We start from the raw sequence: 18119 nt of genomic DNA, 5'->3' as shown, positions 1-18119 counted from the left end.
GACAACAAGAGGCAGTTGGTATGAGTTTTTCACGTCGGAACTTTCTGGTGGGGTTGTCGTCATTGGCATTGGCGGCCTGTCAGGGCACCTCGACCACGCCGTCACGGCAGACTGCGTCTATTGCGCAAGGGTTGCCGGTGGATTTGCGGCCCACGCCCAATGGCGCCTATGACGCTTGGGTTACGAGTTTTCGCGGGCGGGCTTTGAGCGCGGGGATCAGTGAGACCACGTTGAACGCGGCGTTTCGCAACACCGGGTATTTGCCGGGGGTGATCAAGCGCGATCGCAACCAGACAGAGTTCACCCGCACGCTGGAGGATTATCTGTCGATAGCAGCCTCGGATGAGCGGATTGCCAAAGGCAAGGCGGCGTTTGCGCGGCATGGCAGCACGCTGCGCAATCTCAAGCAAAGCTATGGCGTGGATGCGGAGATCATCTGTGCGATCTGGGGGCTGGAGAGTTACTATGGTGAGCGCAAGGGTGACATTCCTGTGATCTCGGCCACCTCGACGCTGGCCTTTGATGGGCGGCGCGGGAGTTTTTATGAGAAGCAGCTGATTGCGGCGCTGAGGATTTTGCAGAACGGCGATATCACGGTGGACCGCATGACCGGCAGCTGGGCCGGAGCGATGGGGCACACGCAGTTTATTCCCACGAGTTATCAAGCCTTTGCGGTGGATTATACCGGGGATGGGCGGCGCGATATCTGGTCGGATGATCCATCGGATGCTTTGGCCTCCACGGCGGCTTATTTGCAACGCAATGGCTGGACACGTGGTGTGTCTTGGGGGCGGGAACTGCGGCCGGGGGAGAGCGCGGGGCGGGTGATCCAGCCGCAGGCCGGTGGGCCGCGGTTTGGGGTGACCGGGAATTTCTCGGCAATCAAACGCTACAACAATTCGGACAGTTACGCGATTGGCGTGGGGCATCTGGCGGATCGAATTGCTGGGGGCGGACCTTTGCGGACAGCGTTCCCGCCGGATCAGTATGGGCTCACCAAAGACGACCGGATTGCCTTGCAGTCGCGTTTGACGGCGCGGGGATATGACACTGGTGGGGCGGATGGCGTGCTGGGGCCAAAGTCTAAGGCCGCCATTGCCGACTATCAGCGCAGTCGCGGATTGGAGCCGACGGGCGACCCGTCGCAGGCGTTGTTGGCCTCATTGGCTTGATATGAAAAGGCGCCCCGTGAGGAGGCGCCTTTTTTGATGTCTGTCGCTGAGGTTTAGCCTGCGATGGAGGCTTGGTAGATGCCTTCGATGCTGTCTGCGATGGTGGCGGCAAATTCGTCGTCGCTCTGCTGCGCAGACAGGCCTTCGGTCAAGGCGCGGGAGAAGCTGGCAATCATGCCGGTGTTTTCCGCCAGCTTTGCGTTGGCTTCTTCGCGGGTGTAGCCGCCGGAAAGGGCCACAACTTTCATTACGCGGGGGTGGTCGACCAGAGATTTGTACTGGTTGGCTTTGGATGGCAGAGTCAGTTTCAACATCACCTGCTGATCTTCGGGCAGGATGTCCAGCGCGGCGGTCAGCTCGGCCAAAAGGATGTCTTCGGCCTCGGCTTTGTCTGCGATGGAGATGGTGACCTCTGGCTCGATGATCGGCATCAAACCGTGGCCGATGATTTGCTCACCAACCATGAATTGCTGTGCGACGATGGCGCGGATACCGTCGGCGTTGGCGGCCGAGATCACGGAGCGCATTTTGGTGCCAAACACACCCTTGGATACTGCGCGCTCGCAGAGGGTGTCGAGCTCTGGCATGGGTTTCATCATCTGAACGCCGTTTTCTTCAGCTTCCAGACCTTTGTCGACTTTCAGGAAAGGCACAACGCCGCGCTTCTCCCACATGTAGGTCGGGGTCGGGGTGCCGTCGATGTCGCGGTCCATGGTCATTTCAAACAGGATTGCGCCAACCACTTTGTCGCCGGTGAAGGCCGGGGCCTGTGCGATGCGGGAGCGCATGCCGTGGATCAGGTCAAACATCTCTGCGTCGTTGCTGTAGGCATCCGCCTGCACGCCGTATAGGCCGAGGGCCTTTGGGGTAGATCCGCCGGATTGGTCGAGCGCGGCGATGAAGCCTTGGCCGTTGGAGATCTTTTCTGCTTGAGCTTGGTTTGACATATCTGTCCCCATCAAAAAAATGGTTGTGAATAAAGGGTTAAAGCCCCGTTGCCCTAGCTCATAGAGGAGCCGGCCAACGGGTGCAATTATGGTGGCGCTACCGCTCATTAATTTGAGTGTCGGATTAAATTTGCGCCTTTGTTTTGCGCGGTTTGCGCAAATCTGGTGTTACTGGCTCAGTGCTGCCACGCCGGGCAGTTCTTTGCCTTCCATCCATTCCAGGAATGCGCCGCCTGCGGTGGAGATGTAGCTGAAGTCAGCCGCAGCGCCGGAGGCGTTTAACGCCGCAACGGTGTCACCGCCGCCGGCCACAGACACCAGAGCACCGGATTTGGTGAGCGCGGCGGCTTTGAGAGCAGCGGCGTCGGTGGCGGCGTTGAACGGTTCGATTTCAAAAGCTCCCATTGGACCGTTCCAGATCAGGGTCTTGGAGGCCTCGAAGACTTCAGAGACCTGCGCAACGGTGGCAGGCCCCGCGTCCAGGATCATGGCGTCGGCGGGGCAGGCGTCGGCAGCTACGGTTTCGTTGGCGGCGTTGGCGGCAAACTCACGTGCCACAACCACATCGGTGGGCAGCACGATGGTGCAGCCAGCGGCCTTGGCTTTGGCGAGAATTTCAGACGCGGTGTCGTTCATGTCGTGCTCGGCCAGCGATTTGCCGACGTCGATGCCTTGCGCTGCGAGGAAAGTGTTGGCCATGCCGCCGCCGATTACGATGTTGTCGACCTTGGAGACGAGATTGCCGAGCAGCTCCAATTTGGTGGAGACTTTGGCGCCGCCCACAACCGCAGTGACCGGACGGACCGGATCGGCCAGCGCGCTTTCCAGCGCGGAGAGTTCGGCCTGCATCAAGCGACCGGCACAGGCGGGCAGGGCGTGAGCCAGGCCGCAGGTGGAGCTGTGGGCACGGTGGGCGGCGGAGAAGGCGTCGTTGCAGAAGATGTCGCCGAGTTTGGCCATGGCGGCAGTCAGGTCGGCGTCGTTTTTGGTTTCGCCCGCGTGGTAGCGGGTGTTCTCCAAAAGCAGCACATCGCCATCGGCCAGCGCGTTCACGGCAGCTTCGGCCGCGGGGCCGACACAATCCGCGGCAAACATCACTTTGGTGCCAAAGGCCGCTTCAAGAGCAGGGACCAGTTGTTGCAGGGACATCTCTGGCACACGTTCGCCTTTGGGGCGGCCAAAGTGCGCCAGTAGGATCGGTTTGCCGCCAGCGGCGAGGATGTCCTTCACGGTGGGGACAATGCGGTCGATGCGGGTGGTGTCGGTGACCACGCCGTCCGCAACCGGCACGTTGATGTCCACGCGGGTCAGCACGTTTTTGCCGCTCAGCTGCATTTCATCGAGGGTCTTCCACGCCATGGTCTCAATCTCCAAAGAAAATCCGTTGCCGCATTCCTAGCGCACTGGAGCACGGGGTCAACGCTCTCTTGGCAATCGCCGTAGGGATGTTTAACTACGGGGCAAGAATTTACATTGAGGAGCGCCGAAATGGCTGAGATCAAAGATCCTGAGAACACAATCCTGATGGAACTGACCGGTGGCACGGTTGTTATCGAGCTGCTGCCGGATGTGGCACCGGGTCATGCCGAGCGCATGAAAGAGCTGGCACGCTCTGGTCAGTACGACAACGTGTGTTTTCACCGCGTGATCGACGGCTTCATGGCGCAAACCGGCGACGTGGCCAACGGCAACATGGAAAAAGACTTCAACATCCGCATGGCGGGCACCGGTGGTTCCGATCTGCCAAACCTGAAGGCGGAATTCTCCAAGCTGCCACACGACCGCGGCACCCTGGGCGCGGCGCGCAGCCAGATGCCTGACTCCGCGAACAGCCAGTTCTTCATCAACTTCAAAGACAACCACTTCCTGAATGGCCAGTACACAGTTTATGGCCGTGTGGTTGAGGGTATGGAGCATGTGGACGCGATTGTACGTGGCGAGCCACCTGCGAACCCAGACCGTATGATCAGCGTAAAGGTGGCTTCAGATGTCGATGCTTAAGCTTGCAGCGACGTTTGCCGTGATGGCCAGCCCGGCGCTGGCCGCTGGTCTTCAGATTGAGGTGGAAGGTGAGGCCAATGGCGTCATTACCATCGACCTGTTGGAAGATGTAGCGCCAAAGCACGTTGAGCAGATCACCGCGTTGGCCGCCGACGGCCAGTATGATGGCGTGGTGTTCCACCGCGTGATTGACGGCTTCATGGCGCAGACCGGTGACGTGCAATATGGCAAAATGGGTGGCGACATGCGCATGGCGGGCCGGGGTGGGTCCAACCGTCCGGACCTGCCTGCGGAGTTCTCTGACATCAACTACGACCGTGGTGTTGTCGGCATGGCGCGCAGCCAGAACCCGAACTCCGCCAACAGCCAGTTCTTTATCATGTTTGCACCGGGCCCATTCCTGAACGGCCAGTACACCGTTGTGGGTCAAGTGACCGATGGCATGGATGTGGTCGATGCGATCAAACGTGGCACCGGCCAGAACGGCGCTGTGGTTGGTCAGCCGGACATGATGAAGAAAGTCTCTGTGACCGAGTGATTTTAAGAGCGCCCGTCGGCGTTGCTCAAAGAAAAATGGCCCATCGCAGCTTTGCGGTGGGCCTTTTGTGTTTTGTGTTGTGTGTGCGCCTTAGTGCATCGGACGCTCGGAAGAGGGTGTCTCCTGCGTGTCTGGTACAAACCATGACGGAGTGGCCTCGGGCAAAGGCGCAAAGGTGCTGCGGCTGTTGACACCACGCTGCCAGATGATGGGGCGCTCTGCCGGGGCAGTGTCGTGGATCGACACGCTGAGCTTGGTGGCGTCGTGTTGCGCGGTGATGGTGACTTGCGACCCAACACTGACCGGCGTGGAGTGCTCCAGCAGATAGGAGAAACGCCCCCAGTGGCCGTCGGTGTTGAGGTCATTGGAGACCGAAATGCCCGGCGCCAGCACCATGTCAAAGCTGACCACAACCGCATGGGCGGTGCCCATGGTGGTGCAGAACAGCGGCAGGGTGGTTTTGCCGTGGGACATATCCGGGCGGGTGAAGTCGAAGTGGAACAGCTCGCTGGTGGGGCCTAAGGGACGCAGGCCGCAGGCGGCGGAGTCGTTGGGGGTGACCTGCGCGACATTGGCAAATTTGTGGAAGGCGGAGAGGTCAAAGCCTTCGGCCTCAAGTGGGCGGTACTGGTTGCGCAGGGTGGCGCTTTCCACCAGTTGCGCCTTGAGCATGCCGCTTTCCGGCACGGCCCGGGCGTTGGGTTTGGCGAGATGCTCCATCGCGTGGGCCAGTGTGGCCTGAGCGCCTTCGCCGAGCAGGTTGCTGTCGACAATTTCAGAGACCACAACGTCGGCGCGCTCTGGCAGGTCCTCGCCGATGATCAATTCATGGGACCATTTGGACAGCACGGTGATTTTCTCGCTCAGACCATTGTCGGCGATCACCTGTTTGGCGGCGGCGGCAATCAGCGGCTGGCCTTCGATGGCGTAGACGTGCTTGGCGCCTGCGCGGGCGGCGAGCATGGCGGTGAGGCCGGCGCCGCATCCGATGTCGAGCACAATGTCGCCCGGCTGCACCTTGGCGGCGATGGCTTTGGCGTAGGCTTGGTTGCGCACGGTGTCGGCCAGCATGGGGAAGTGCCAGCGGGGCACAAACATCTGATGCAATTGCTCTTTCAGGAGATGCGCCGCGTGGTGATGCGGGTCTTTCTCAAGCGCTTGGGCCAGCAGATTGGAGGCGTGTACACCGCCATCGCCCAGGGGGGCGTTTTCGGCGAGGGCCACGAGGCTGTTGGCGTCCAACATCTCAAAACGGGGTTCAAACTCGGCAATGAGATCGAGGTCGGCGGCAGAGGGTTGTTCTTCTAACAACTTTAATTTTCCTTTTTTGAGGCAAATGCTGCGGAGCTAGCTATGCGGCAGAGGGATTGAGGATTGGTAAAGGCGTCTCACATCTGCGTGTGAGGGCTGGTGCGGAGGCAGGTTTCGGCGCAGGCTTTTGAGAAGCGCGGGAGGGTTGGTCTATGGCATTGAAACGATTGGGACGTTTGGCGGCGGTGGCTGTGGCTTTGGCTGTTGGGGGGACGGCTTGGGCTGATCCGAGTTTCTGGAAGCATGAGTGGCCGGAGACGGATTTTTCCAGAACCAGCATCAACAATTGGGTCGAGATCATGAGTGGTGGGCCGCCCAAAGATGGGATTCCAGCGCTGAGTGATCCGCAGTTCATTCGGGTTGGCGACGAGAGCCGGATTGGGGATCGCGAGCCGGTGGTGACGGTGGAGATGCCCGGTGAGCTGCCACGGGCTTATCCGATCCGCTATCTGACCTGGCATGAGATTGTAAATGATCAGGTGGGCAAGACGCCCATTGCGGTCACTTTTTGCCCGTTGTGCAATTCTGCAATCACCTTTGATCGGCGGGCCAAAGGCAAAGTTCTGACGCTTGGGGTGTCGGGCAAGCTGCGCAACAGCGACATGGTGATGTATGACCGCGAGACCCAGAGCTGGTGGCAGCAGGCGATTGGCACTGGGATTGTGGGTGAGATGACCGGGGTGAGGCTGAAGGCTTTGCCCACCTGGATGGAGAGCTGGGCGCAGTTCAAGGCGCGGCATCCGGAGGGGCTGGTGATGGCGGAGCCGCCATACAACCGTGACTATGGGCGCAATCCTTATGTGCGTTATGACAGCTCGGCGCGGCCGTTTCTGTTTAGCGGGGAGAACCCGCCGCATGGGGTGCCACCCTTGGTGCGGGTGGTGCGCGTGGGGGATCGGGCCTGGCCGATGACGCGATTGGCCGAGGAAGGCAACGTGTCAGAAGCGGGGATCACCATCTCTTGGCAGGCGGGGCAGGCGTCGGCGTTGGACAAAGCCAACATCGGCAAGAGCAAGGATGTGGGCACCATTCGGGTGAGGGACGGCAGCGGAAACGATGTGCCGCATGATGTGCTGTTTGCCTTTGCCTTTCATGCGTTTTGGCCGGATGGGCAATGGATGCTGGACAAGTAAGCCCGCGCGCCAAACATGTCAGAACCGTTGATTGAAACCGGTTTTCCGCGTTACGGTTGAAGTTATTGGGATTTCAATAGCTTTTGGGGAGGCGCGAGATGGACGCCGAACTACCTTTTTTTGTCGTTGCGCCTGGTGGCACAGACTACTTTATGCTGGGAATTGGCATCTTTCTGGTCGTGGTTTTGCTAGGCCTTGGAGCGCTGTATTTCACAGTGCAGGCCATTCCTGACCGCATGGCCTCTGGCAGTCACAAAATTCAGATGCAGATCGTTGGCATTTTGGGCGTGATTTCTCTTTTCACCATGAACAACGCGTTCTGGATTGCGGGCATATTGCTGGCGGCGATTCCGTTTCATGAGCTGTTCCCGGATCATTTTGCGCGGGTAGATCAGGCGCTGGCCGCACGGGAGGCGCCTCCGGAGATAGATGCCGCACCGGAAGAGGCTGTTGAGGTCGAGGCAGAGGCGAAGGTGCAGGACAATGCTTGAGTTGATGTTGAGCTGCCTTGTGACCTTGGTGCCGGATATCCTGTATCGCCGTTTTGCGCAGGGTAAACGTCTGGGGTATGAGATCACATTCTTCAACGTCTGGTACGAGTTGCGCTGGGGAATTTCGTGCTGCGCAGTACTGGCGATTTCACTGATCACGTTGATTTTCTATTATCACCCAACCTCGGACAAGATCACCTCGTTCTTCCGCACCGTGACGATCCTGTCAGAATCCGGTGGCCGTGTGGCGGAGGTTTATGTGAGCAACCATGACCGGGTGGCGGAAGGGGATCCGTTGTTCCGGCTGGATACCTCGCGGCAAGAAGCGGCGGCGGAAACGGCGCGGCGGCAGATTGCGGAGGTAGATGCGGCCTTGCTGCTTGGCGCCACAGAGATTGCCGGAGCGCAGGCGCAGTTGGATGCTTCTGAGGCGCAGCTGACCCAGGCGCGGGATGATTTGCAGCGGCGGCAAAGCATTGCAGAGCGCAACAGCACCGTGGTGACAGAGCAGGAGTTGGAACAGTTGTCCAATGCGGTGGATGTGGCCGAGGGCCAGCGCAACGCGGCGATTGCGGCGGTGCAGGCGGCCACCTTGCGGGTCAGTGACACTTTGCCAGCACAGCGGGACAGTGCCGAGGCGGCCTTGGCGCAGGCGGAGACGGAGATTGCCTTGTCCACGGTGTATGCCGGGGTCAGCGGGACGGTGACGCAGTTTCAGCTCAAGCCCGGTGATGTGATCAACCCGATCCTGCGGCCTGCCGGTGTTCTCGTGGCGGATATGGCGGGGCCACGGCGGTTCATGGCGGGCTTCCGGCAGATTTCAGCGGGCATCGTGAAAGAGGGCATGTTGATTGAAATGACCTGCCCGGCGAAGCCATTGACGGTGATCCCGATGCGGGTGGTGCAGGTGCAGGACACGATTGCCGCCGGACAGTTTCGGCCCGGCGACAATTTGATTGATATTCAGGACCGCATTCGGCCCGGCACCTTGTTGGCGATTATGGAGCCGATCTTTCCGGAGAAAGTGGAGGGCGTGCCGCCAGGCAGTCGCTGCACCGGGGTTGGCTTTACGGACCACTCCCAATTCATCGCGGAAAACGGGCTCACCGGCCTTCATGCCTTTATGTATAAGGCGATTGACGGGCTGGGCGTGACCAATGCGGTGGTCATTCGCGCCATGGCGATTGTCATTCCGGTGAAGGCGCTGGTGTTCAACTGATTTAGGCCGCGTGGGTTTCCAGTGAGACGTAGGTGTCCATAGGGGCATCCGGGTAAAAGTCGGTCAGGTCCATCACGGAAAAGAAGTCGGCGCAGGCTGGCGATTGCATTTCTTTTTCGATGACCTCGGCCATATCGGCCTCGCTGCGGAATTGCACGATGTCGAGATAGGTGCCGTCTTGGGCGCGGACCAGCTCGCGGCGCAGCACACCCGGTTCATGGGCGACAAACTCAGATTGGAATTTGGCGGAGGCCGCCAGCAGGTCGGCTTCGGTCTTGTTGGGCGCCAGTTTGATCGGGGCCAGAACGGTGATGGGTGTCATGGGAGTCTCCTGTATGTGTGACAGGGACGGGATATTGAGTAATGCGCCGTTTTATGTCCTATTTGTGCGCATGACACAGAAACGTTCGCGTGCGGATGCACAAACCCGGATGATGCGGTTGGATCAGATCGCGGCCCAGCTAAAGGGCGAAGAGCCCTGTACGGTTGAGGATTTGGCCAAGACCCATGGGGTGAGCCGGCGCACCATTGCGCGGGATCTGGAGATCATGCGGGCGCAGGGCATGCCGATTGAGGCGGAACGCGGCCGGGGTGGTGGCGTGCGCATGGATGTGAACTGGGGTGTAGGCCGGCTCAACCTGTCTTACGCGGAGAGTGTCGACCTTTTGATCAGCCTGGCGGTGGCAGAGCAGATGAACTCGCCGCTGTTTCTGGCCAAGATGGGCTCCATTCGGCGGCAGTTGATTGCGTCGTTTTCCAAAGAGAAGCGGCGGGCTGTGGAAGGCATCAAGAAACGGATTTTAATTGCGGAGCAGGCGTCTCTGCCGGTGCAGACATCCATGGGGGAGCCGAAGCCGCGGGTGGTGCAGACCTTGCATCAGGCGTTTCTCAACCAGAAACTGGTGGAGATTTCCTATGTGCGCGAGGACGGGGCGAAATCTAAGCGCACGATTGCGCCGCATTACCTGCTGCTGTGTTCGCCGGTGTGGTATGTGCTGGCCTGGGATCATTTGCGGGATGCGCCGCGCACATTTCGCTGTGACCGGATACAGAGCGCGACCGAGGGTTTCGAGAAATTTTCCCTGCTGGATGCCAAAGTGTTTGAGCCCGCTGTGGAGCACTACAATGTGCTGTAAAGCGGGCTCAGGTTAGGGGTAGTCGGCGAAGGTGTAGCTACCCATTTCGCAGAGATCGAGGTTGTAGTCTTCCAACGTGGCGCCGTCGGCAAATTCTGCCAGCACGTCGTAAACACAGGTGGTTTAACCGTCCGCGATCAGCACGTTGATTTCATAGCCGGAGTCCAATTAGCCGCCGGCAATCAGGTTTTCTTCCCAACTGTCAGAGGAAGAGGTGCTGACGTGGAAGGCGGTGACGGCTGCGCTGGATTCATTGACGAGCAGGAATTGCAGGTCTTCGGCGGTGGCAGCGGTTGCGGTCAAAAGCGCCGCAGCAAGTGGCAGAGTCAGACATTTCATTGTGGGGCTCCCCGGGGTTGGTTTGGTCCTTTTGGGTCACCGTATCCTTGCCACTGATACAAAGGGCGAGGGCTGTGCGCCCTCGCGGTGGTTTACGGGTTACTCGTCAGAGCCGATGACCTTCCACAGAATGCCACCAATTGCGCCGCCAAGCAAAGGGGCAACCCAGAACAACCAGAGTTGTGCCAGAGCGGGACCGTCGGCAAAAAGCGCCACGCCGGTAGAGCGGGCGGGGTTCACCGAGGTGTTGGTGACCGGGATGGAGATCAAGTGGATCAGGGTCAAGCCCAGGCCAATAGCGATGGGGGCAAAGCCTGCGGGTGCGCCAGAGGAGGTGGACCCGAGGATGATGAAGAGGAAGGCTGCAGTCAGGACCACTTCGATGATCAGAGCAGACATCATGGAGTAGCCTTGCGGAGACGCCTCACCGTAGCCGTTGGAAGCAAATCCGCCGACACCGGCAAACTCAGGCGCGCCGGAGACAATGAGGTAAAGAACTATCGCTGCGGCGATGGCGCCGGCAACTTGTGCTACCCAGTAGGGGATCAGGTCTTTGGCCTCAAAACGGCCCCCGATCATGAGGCCAAGGCTGACGGCGGGGTTGAAGTGTCCGCCGGAGATGTGGCCCACAGCATAGGCCATGGTCATCACCGTAAGACCAAAGGCGAAGCTGACGCCAAGCCAGCCGATGCCGACATCCGCCACACCGGCTGCAAGGACCGCACTGCCACAGCCGCCGAGCACCAACCAGAAGGTGCCGATGAATTCTGCGCCGAGTTTCTGAAACATTTTATATCACTCCCAAATATACCTTCTGGGAGCGTAGGAAGCGAATTTGGCTCTGCCTAGGGGAGAAAATCGGGAGGTTTGGCAGCTGTGATGGCGGGGACTGCTCTGCTTGGAAGGTGATCAGTTAGAGGTTTTGCCGTGTTTTCAGACGGTTGCCCACAAGAAAACCGCCGCGCCAAGGGCGCAGCGGTTTCAAACGTCTGTGGCGATTTTGTCGCTTATTTCGCTGGCTTTGCGGCAGCGGCGGGCGCGGCAGTAGGGGCTGCGGCCTTTGGCGCGGCGGCTTTGCCAACGGTCAGTGGATCGTCCTGGCGCTGTACGGAGCCTTCAAAGTGGGCGCCGCTTTCGATGGCGATGGTCTTGTGGATGATGTCGCCTTCTACACGCGCAGTGGAGGTCAGGCGTACTTTCAGACCACGTACGCGGCCGACGATGCGGCCGTTGATGACCACGTCGTCTGCGATGATCTCACCTTTGATGGTGGCGCTTTCGCCAACGGTCAGCAGGTGGGCGCGGATGTCGCCTTCAACAGTGCCTTCCACCTGAATGTCACCGGTGGTTTTCATGTTGCCGGAGATGTGCAGGTCAGAGGACAGCACAGAGGCAGGTGGCTTGGCTTTTGGGGCAGACGCGCTTTTGAATTCGCTGGCCTTGGCCGGTGCCGCCGGAATCGGGGAGGCGTCGGCGGCCGCAGGCTTGGCCGGAGTGTCTGTAGTCGGTGCGGGGTCGTTGATTTTGCTCTTAGAAAACATCTCTTCCAGCCTTGATAAATGTCATCGGGTTCACTGCGCGACCATTGACGCGCACTTCGTAGTGCAAATGCGTGCCGGTCGAGCGTCCAGAATTGCCCATATCACCAATATGGTCGCCGCGCGAGACCCTTTGGCCTTCCTTCACGCGGATTTTCGCCAAGTGGGCATAGCGGGTTTCAATTCCGTGGTCATGTTTGATTTTGATGAGACGCCCGTAACCGGACAGCCAGCCGGCATGAACCACCACACCTTCCGCTGTGGAATGGATCGGCGTGCCATAGCGGGCGGCAAAATCGGTGCCTTTGTGCATCCGGCCCCAACGCATGCCAAAACCAGAGGTGTAGCGGAAGGCGGACTTCAGTGGATTGTCAAACGGCACGGTTTCCGCAGCGATGCGGTAGACGTTCAACTGATCCAGCTGTTCTAGAAGGCGGTTGGCGCGTAGGGTTTCTTCCGAAATCTCCGCGCCTTTGGTGGAGAAGCTGAGAGGCATCATCGGGCCGCCTTGGCCCTGATAGCCGCGACGAACCTCATCCATCAGGCTTTTGGTATCCAGACCGGCGGCGGTGAACATTTTGGTCAGCGGCTCTACAGAGACGGTCATCGCGTCTTCGAGCTGGCGGAAGATTTTATCATTCTTCTCTTCCATCAGCAGGAGTTCACGCTCCATTTCCTCAGCGGCTCGCAGGGCCAGTTGGGCGTTGGCAACCACTTCGTCCCGCTCAGCGGCGGTTTCATTGAGCGCGGTGGACAGCACGTCCAGCATGTCATTGCCCAAAGGCGAAGAGCCGATAAGAGCCGTTTGGGTCTCTGCTTGGGCCTGATCGCGGGCGACAACCTCGGCGCGGGCGAGTTCCCGCTCCTGCATAGTGCGGCGCAGGGTGGCCTGGATGACCTCGATGCCGGTTTCCAGCTCTTTGCGACGGATTTCCGAAGCGAGCAGTTCGGACTGCATATCGGAAATTTGTGTGAGTGCGGAGTTGAAGCGGGCTTGTGCCGCCAGAGCCTCCTCGGTGCGCATGTCGCGTTCAGAGGAAAGGGCGTTCAGGCGCTGCTCATAGGTGAGTTGGTCGCGCTTGGCTTGTTCCCGGAAATTGCCGGAGCCAATGCTGTCCATCAACAGGATTGCGGTGGCGATGATGGCCCAGGCGACGATGGCGGAAGAGCCGACAAAAGCAACAAGCTGCGTGCTTGGCTTCAGGCGAATGAAGCGGGTGTCTGTGTCTGACCGAAGAAAGAGCCTGCGTTCCGGAAAGAAGCGTTCCAGGATCGCGTGCGCGCGGATCGCGAGTCGTGTTCTCACGGAAGAATTCCTTGTTTAGTCCCATCCCAGAGCACGCCACCCCCGGCGCAACCCTTTGTCCCCAACGCCTTTTGATGGCGCCTTGGGGCAGGGTTTTAGCCGCCTGGGCCATGTCCGGCAAGGATTTTGACCTTTTTAGGCGGGTATGGCGCGGATGTGGCGCAGAGATGGGCGGTTTGCCGCCGATGTTCAGCGGGCGTAGGCGGGCGGCTCTTCGTCGGCGAGCGGCCAATAGAAGTCTGGCGGTAGGCCAGCGTCGGCGCGTTTTTCTTCGTTGAACGGCGGTTTCAGAGCGCCGTGGAAGTATTTCTGTACCAAGCCGTGGAAGGTGACTTTGGGGTCAAGCGCGTGGCGGCCGCAGAGGAAGTTGAACCACTTGGAGCCATAAGCGACGTGGCCCACTTCTTCGGCGTAAATGATGCGCAGGGCTTCCAGTGTTTGCGCGTCTTTGGCGTTTTCAAAGATGCGGATCATGCCTGGGGTTACATCCAAGCCGCGGGCTTCGAGCACCATTGGCACCACAGCGAGACGACCCATCAGGTCATCAACTGTATCCTCAGCTGCGCGCCACATGCCGGCGTGCGCAGGGAGCGCGCCGTAGAAACTGTCTTTGGCTTCAAGACTGTCGCATATCAGGTTGAAGTGGTTGGATTCTTCGGCGGCAGATTTGACCCAGTCGTCATAGAATCCCAGCGGCATGTCAACGTCGGTGAAGCGGGCGATGATGTCCCAGTGCAGGTCCACGGCGTTGAGCTCGATGTGCGCCACAGCGTGCAGCATGGCGATGCGGCCCTGCGGGCTGCCAGGTTTGCGGCGGGGCACGTCGCGTGGGTTCAAAAGCTCCGGTTGCTCCGGTCGGGCCGGTTGCAGCGGTGGATTAGCGGTGCCGATGGGCAATGGGTTACCGGCTTCGCGCGCGGCAAACCACGCTTCGGCGTGTTTTTTGGAAATTGCGGTTTTGGTACGACCGTCGGCGGTGGTGAGGACCTCCACCGCCATTTCTGCAAGAGTTTGTGTCATCAGAGTGCTTTTGCCGCCTCCAGAACCTCTTCGGCGTGGCCGTCGACTTTGACCTTTGGCCAGGTGCGGGCGATGTTGCCGTTGGCGTCGATCAGGACGGTGGCGCGGACGATGCCCATGAAGGTTTTGCCATACATCTTTTTCTCGGCCCAGACGCCGTAGTCTTCGCAAACGGTGCCGTGCTCATCCGAGAGGAGCGGCACGGTGAGCTCTTTTTTCTCAACAAATTTGTCGTGGCTTTTCATGCTGTCCTTGGAGATGCCAAAGACTTTTACGCCGGCCGCAGCGAAGTCTTCCAGCAGGTGGGAAAAGGCGATGGCCTCTTTGGTGCAGCCTGCGGTGTTGTCGCGTGGGTAGAAAAACAGGGCCACGGGTGCGGGACGCAGGGTAGAGAGCGTGACGTCGTCGCCTGAAGTGGACGGCAAGGTGAAATCGGGGGCAGGTTGGTTGGCATCAATCATCATTTTGCTCCTTTGTGGCCCGATGGTGCCAATGCCGTGATCTGGCCTTGGGTCGGGCGGCGCTTGCAGGTATAGTTTTGTCCACGAGCACCGGAATACCAGAACACACAGAGGCATCAACCCTGACAGAGAACGGCGATCATAACTCCGCATCTGAGGGTCCAGCCACAACATCCGATACCGCCGTATCGCCCGAAGACGGGCAAGATACGGTGCAACCGGAGGCGGAGATCACAGAGACGCAACCTGCGCGTCGCCCGCGCCGTGCGCGGCGGTTTGGCGTCATCGCGTTGTTTAGTCTTTTGGTGCCGGTAGTGTTCTTGGCGGCGGTGGCTTTTGTGGTCAGTGGTAAACCGCTTGAGGCACCAGAGTGGGTGCATGCGCGTGTGCAGGCGGCTGTAAACCAGCAGCTTGAGGGCATCGAAGTGACCATTGAGCGCATGGCTCTGGTGGTGGAAGACGACTGGGACCCGAGCATTGAATTGCAGGGGGTGCTGGTGTCGCCGGAGGACGGCGGGAGTCCGGTGCGTTTGGAGACGGCGCGGGCGCGGTTGGCCTTTGCGCCGCTCTTGGACCGGGAGATTGCGCTGCGCGATGTGCAGGTGTCGGGCGTGTCGTTGTTGGTGTTGCGTCAACAGGATGGGACCGTGCAGGTTTCGATAGGCCAGGGTGGCGGCGCGTTTCAAACTGACACGGATCTCACCACTTTTGGCGATCAGATCGAGGGTTACTTGCAGGCGCCACTGCTGGCCTATCTTGATCTGTTTCAGATCGAAGATGTGACGATCCGGTTTGAGGACCGGCGGGCGCGGCAGGCCTGGACCGTGGATGGCGGGCATATCACTTTGCGGCGCACCGAGGAGTTGGTGGAGCTGGCCTCACAGATGACTCTGCTGGGTGGGCGCAGTTATGCGAGCACCATTGAGGCGTCGGTGACCACGCGGTTTGGCACGCGTACAACCGAGTTTGGCGTTAATTTTGAGGACCTCCCAAGTGAGGACATTGCCGCGCAATCCGCCGCGCTGAGCTGGTTGCAGATTTTGCGGGCGCCGATCTCTGGGGCGCTGCGGGCGAGTATCGACAGCGAAGGCAATCTGGGCAATGTGAATGCAACCTTGCAGATCGCAGACGGCGTGTTGCAGCCGGATGGCGCGGTGCGGCCGGTGCCATTTGAAAGCATGCGCAGCTACCTGACCTATGACCCCAATCGTGGCGCGATCCGCTTTGACGAGTTGTCGCTTAGCAGTGACATGGTGCGGGTTAATGCCCATGGGGAAGCTTTCATTGGCTCGCTGTCGCAGGGGTTGCCGGAAGAGTTTTTGGTGCAGCTGACGCTGAACGAATTCCGCGCCAATCCGCGCAATTTGGAGGATGATCCGGTGGCGCTTGAACGGTCCTATGCGGATTTCCGGTTGAAACTGGACCCGTTTGAACTGGACCTGGGGCAACTGGTGGTGCGCCAGAACGGCAACCAGATTGTGCTCGACGGGCATTTGGCCACCGAAGGCGAAAACTGGGCCTATGCGTTGAACGGGCATATGGACGAGGTGGTGCCGGAGAGTGTGCTGGCGCTGTGGCCGAAGAGTTTCAAGCACAAGCTGCGCAAGTGGATCGACCAGAACATCTACAAGGCCACCTTGCATGACATCGATCTGGCGGTGCGCTCCAAAGGGGCGGCACCGCCAGAGGTCTATGTGGACTTCCAGTTCCGCGACGTGGACATCAAAGCGGTGAAAACCATGCCGCCGGTGCGCGATGGCATTGGTTTTGGGGTGTTGAAGGACCATCAGCTGCATATCACCGCTGAGGCGGGGTATGTCGAAGCGGATCAGGGCGGGCGCATGGACGTGGCAGGCACCAGCATGGTGATCCTGAACACCAGGCTAAAGCAGTCGCCGGCCTTGGTGCGTGCGCAGGCGCGCGGACCGGTTGAGGCGGTGCTGTCGTTGCTGGATCGCAAGCCTTTGGAGCTGTTCACTAAGGCGAAACTGCCGGTGGATTTTGCCTCCGGGTGGGCGGATTTGGAGGGCACGGTGGAGTTGGTGCTCAAGGATAAGCTGCCCATTGAAAAAGTGGTTTACGATGTGCACGGCGATCTGAGTGATGTGCGCAGTGGACATTTCTTGCCGGGCAAGGAGATGCGCGGCGCGTTGCAAGTCACGGCCACGCCGGAGCGGGTTGAGGTTTGGGGCGACGGCTTTGTCGCAGACATACCGGTGACTGCCAAATGGCACATGCTGGGCGGTAAGGAGAATGCCGGGCGCAGTTGGGTGAGCGGGACGGCGGAGCTGAGTGCGGCGGCGCTGGACACGTTTGAGGTGGGGCTGCCCAAAGGCACCGTGTCTGAGGTTGGGCAAGCCAGTTACGAGATGGACATTGTGCGCGATCAGCCTCCCAAGATGCGGTTGCGATCAGATTTGGTCGGGGTGCGCATGTCCTCACCGCCGTTGGGGTGGCGCAAATCCGCAAACAGTAGTGGCATGCTGGAGGTCGATATGACGTTAGGCACGTCGCCAAGCATCGACCGCGTGCTGTTTGAGACACCGGGGCTGAGTGCCCGAGGCAGGATTTCAATTGCGGATGGCGGTGGTCTTGGCGTGGCGCAGATGGACAGCTTTGCGGTGGGCAGCTGGCTCAGTGGGACAGGGCGTTTGTTGGGGCGTGGCAAAGCACCGCCAGCCGTGGTGGTGACAAGTGGGCGACTGGACATGCGGCGCATGCCGGAGAGCAGCAAAGGCAGTGGGCGTGGCGGCGCGGCGGGCATTGGGCCAGTCACGGCCAATGTGGATGAGGTGGTTGTGACCGACAACATCCGTTTGGGACCGGTGAAAGCAGAGCTGAACTTTGACGGCGGGTTGAGCGGTAGTTTCAGCGGGAATTTCAAAGGCGGACCGCTGGTGTTTGGTACTTTAGCGCCGCACCAATATGGCACGCAGATGCGGGTGACCTCTGACAATGGTGGAAAGATTGCGCAGCTCATGGGGGTCGTGAAATCCGCCAGCCGTGGGGCGATGACCTTGTCGATGGTGCCGCGCGCCGCGAAAGGCGAATACGATGGCGTCATGGAGATGAAAGAGGTCAAGGTGCAGCAAATGCCGCTGGTGGCTGAACTTCTGAACGCGATCAGTGTTGTGGGGCTGGTGGAGCAACTGGCCGGGCCGGGGATACTGTTCACCGATGTGTTTGCACGGTTCCGCCTGACCCCAGATAGGTTGGTGATTGGCGAAAGCAGCGCGGCGGGGCCGTCGATGGGGCTCTCTGCCAATGGCACTTACAGTTTTGTGCAAGAGTGGTTCAATATTCAGGGCACGGTGTCGCCACTTTATGCAGTAAACGTCGTGGGGCGGCCGTTTGCACGTCGTGGCGAAGGGTTGATCGGATTCAATTACACCATGCGCGGACCGTCGCAGCAGCCGGAGATTTCGGTGAACCCACTCTCGGCCTTGACGCCGGGCTTCTTTAGAGAGATTTTCCGCCGTCCACCTCCGGACCTGAGTAACTAACGGC

The 18119-nt window shown here is 59.8% G+C and carries 18 protein-coding genes; 8 read left to right on the top strand and 10 right to left on the bottom strand.

The genetic code is table 11. The features are described from left to right. Positions 1-20 precede the first annotated feature (20 nt). Positions 21-1172, top strand: a complete 1152-nt coding sequence (locus MK208_RS06520; RefSeq protein WP_294115072.1) for a lytic murein transglycosylase — start codon at positions 21-23, stop codon at positions 1170-1172. A 53-nt stretch (positions 1173-1225) separates the two neighbouring features. On the opposite strand, the gene MK208_RS06515 is transcribed toward MK208_RS06520, so the two are convergent. Both MK208_RS06515 and MK208_RS06510 read right to left on the bottom strand, forming a co-directional pair. After that, positions 1226-2119 carry a fructose bisphosphate aldolase gene (locus MK208_RS06515; RefSeq protein WP_294115070.1) on the bottom strand — a complete coding sequence of 298 codons (894 nt, stop codon included), beginning with the start codon at positions 2117-2119 and terminating at the stop codon, positions 1226-1228. 168 nt (positions 2120-2287) lie between these two features. Then, positions 2288-3478, bottom strand: a complete 1191-nt coding sequence (locus MK208_RS06510; protein WP_294115067.1) for a phosphoglycerate kinase — start codon at positions 3476-3478, stop codon at positions 2288-2290. A 129-nt stretch (positions 3479-3607) separates the two neighbouring features. Between MK208_RS06510 and MK208_RS06505 the strand changes: the two genes are divergently transcribed. Next, positions 3608-4120: a peptidylprolyl isomerase gene (locus tag MK208_RS06505; RefSeq protein ID WP_294115064.1), complete on the top strand. Its 513-nt coding sequence runs from the start codon at positions 3608-3610 to the stop codon at positions 4118-4120. After that, complete coding sequence (locus MK208_RS06500) at positions 4113-4658, top strand: peptidylprolyl isomerase (protein WP_294115245.1); 546 nt, start codon at positions 4113-4115, stop codon at positions 4656-4658. Before MK208_RS06505 ends, MK208_RS06500 begins: the two co-directional genes overlap by 8 nt. A 90-nt stretch (positions 4659-4748) precedes the next feature. Here the strand turns inward: MK208_RS06500 and MK208_RS06495 are convergent, their stop codons facing one another. Beyond that, the gene (locus tag MK208_RS06495; RefSeq protein WP_294115243.1) at positions 4749-5903 is read right to left on the bottom strand and encodes a 50S ribosomal protein L11 methyltransferase; all 1155 of its coding nucleotides are present in this window, start codon (positions 5901-5903) and stop codon (positions 4749-4751) included. Between the two features lie 218 nt (positions 5904-6121). On the opposite strand from MK208_RS06495, the gene MK208_RS06490 reads away from it, so the two are divergent. The 3 genes from MK208_RS06490 to MK208_RS06480 all read left to right on the top strand — a co-directional run bounded on the left by MK208_RS06490 (position 6122) and on the right by MK208_RS06480 (position 8812). Continuing rightward, positions 6122-7102: a DUF3179 domain-containing protein gene (locus MK208_RS06490; protein WP_294115062.1), complete on the top strand. Its 981-nt coding sequence runs from the start codon at positions 6122-6124 to the stop codon at positions 7100-7102. Between the two features lie 98 nt (positions 7103-7200). Further along, entirely contained in the window at positions 7201-7593 is a 393-nt protein-coding gene (locus MK208_RS06485) for a hypothetical protein (protein ID WP_294115059.1), read from the top strand. Continuing rightward, positions 7586-8812 carry a biotin/lipoyl-binding protein gene (locus MK208_RS06480; protein ID WP_294115055.1) on the top strand — a complete coding sequence of 409 codons (1227 nt, stop codon included), beginning with the start codon at positions 7586-7588 and terminating at the stop codon, positions 8810-8812. Before MK208_RS06485 ends, MK208_RS06480 begins: the two co-directional genes overlap by 8 nt. Position 8813: 1 nt before the next feature. Here MK208_RS06480 and MK208_RS06475 read toward each other — a convergent pair whose 3' ends face one another. Then, the gene (locus MK208_RS06475) at positions 8814-9134 is read right to left on the bottom strand and encodes a hypothetical protein (RefSeq protein WP_294115052.1); all 321 of its coding nucleotides are present in this window, start codon (positions 9132-9134) and stop codon (positions 8814-8816) included. Between the two features lie 70 nt (positions 9135-9204). Between MK208_RS06475 and MK208_RS06470 the strand changes: the two genes are divergently transcribed. Further along, entirely contained in the window at positions 9205-9948 is a 744-nt protein-coding gene (locus MK208_RS06470; RefSeq protein WP_294115050.1) for a WYL domain-containing protein, read from the top strand. A gap of 168 nt (positions 9949-10116) precedes the next feature. On the opposite strand, the gene MK208_RS06465 is transcribed toward MK208_RS06470, so the two are convergent. From MK208_RS06465 to MK208_RS06440, 6 genes are all read right to left on the bottom strand, one after another. Further along, positions 10117-10287 carry a hypothetical protein gene (locus MK208_RS06465; protein ID WP_294115048.1) on the bottom strand — a complete coding sequence of 57 codons (171 nt, stop codon included), beginning with the start codon at positions 10285-10287 and terminating at the stop codon, positions 10117-10119. A 99-nt stretch (positions 10288-10386) separates the two neighbouring features. Next, complete coding sequence (gene aqpZ / locus MK208_RS06460; protein ID WP_294115046.1) at positions 10387-11076, bottom strand: aquaporin Z; 690 nt, start codon at positions 11074-11076, stop codon at positions 10387-10389. A gap of 218 nt (positions 11077-11294) precedes the next feature. Further along, the gene (locus MK208_RS06455) at positions 11295-11828 is read right to left on the bottom strand and encodes a polymer-forming cytoskeletal protein (protein WP_294115044.1); all 534 of its coding nucleotides are present in this window, start codon (positions 11826-11828) and stop codon (positions 11295-11297) included. Further along, positions 11818-13131: a M23 family metallopeptidase gene (locus tag MK208_RS06450; RefSeq protein WP_294115040.1), complete on the bottom strand. Its 1314-nt coding sequence runs from the start codon at positions 13129-13131 to the stop codon at positions 11818-11820. The genes MK208_RS06455 and MK208_RS06450 overlap by 11 nt, the downstream gene beginning before the upstream one ends. Before the next feature lie 189 nt (positions 13132-13320). After that, positions 13321-14151, bottom strand: a complete 831-nt coding sequence (locus MK208_RS06445) for a ferritin-like domain-containing protein (RefSeq protein WP_294115037.1) — start codon at positions 14149-14151, stop codon at positions 13321-13323. Then, positions 14151-14612 carry a peroxiredoxin gene (locus tag MK208_RS06440; protein WP_294115035.1) on the bottom strand — a complete coding sequence of 154 codons (462 nt, stop codon included), beginning with the start codon at positions 14610-14612 and terminating at the stop codon, positions 14151-14153. Before MK208_RS06440 ends, MK208_RS06445 begins: the two co-directional genes overlap by 1 nt. 77 nt (positions 14613-14689) lie before the next feature. Here MK208_RS06440 and MK208_RS06435 point away from each other — a divergent pair, with 77 nt between their 5' ends. After that, positions 14690-18115, top strand: a complete 3426-nt coding sequence (locus MK208_RS06435) for a DUF3971 domain-containing protein (RefSeq protein ID WP_294115031.1) — start codon at positions 14690-14692, stop codon at positions 18113-18115. Positions 18116-18119: the final 4 nt, after the last annotated feature.

The organism is Shimia sp. (genome assembly GCF_022448905.1).
GTDB lineage: Bacteria > Pseudomonadota > Alphaproteobacteria > Rhodobacterales > Rhodobacteraceae > Shimia.
Note: the sequence above shows the minus strand (reverse complement) of the source record. Positions and strands in the feature narration are given on the sequence as shown.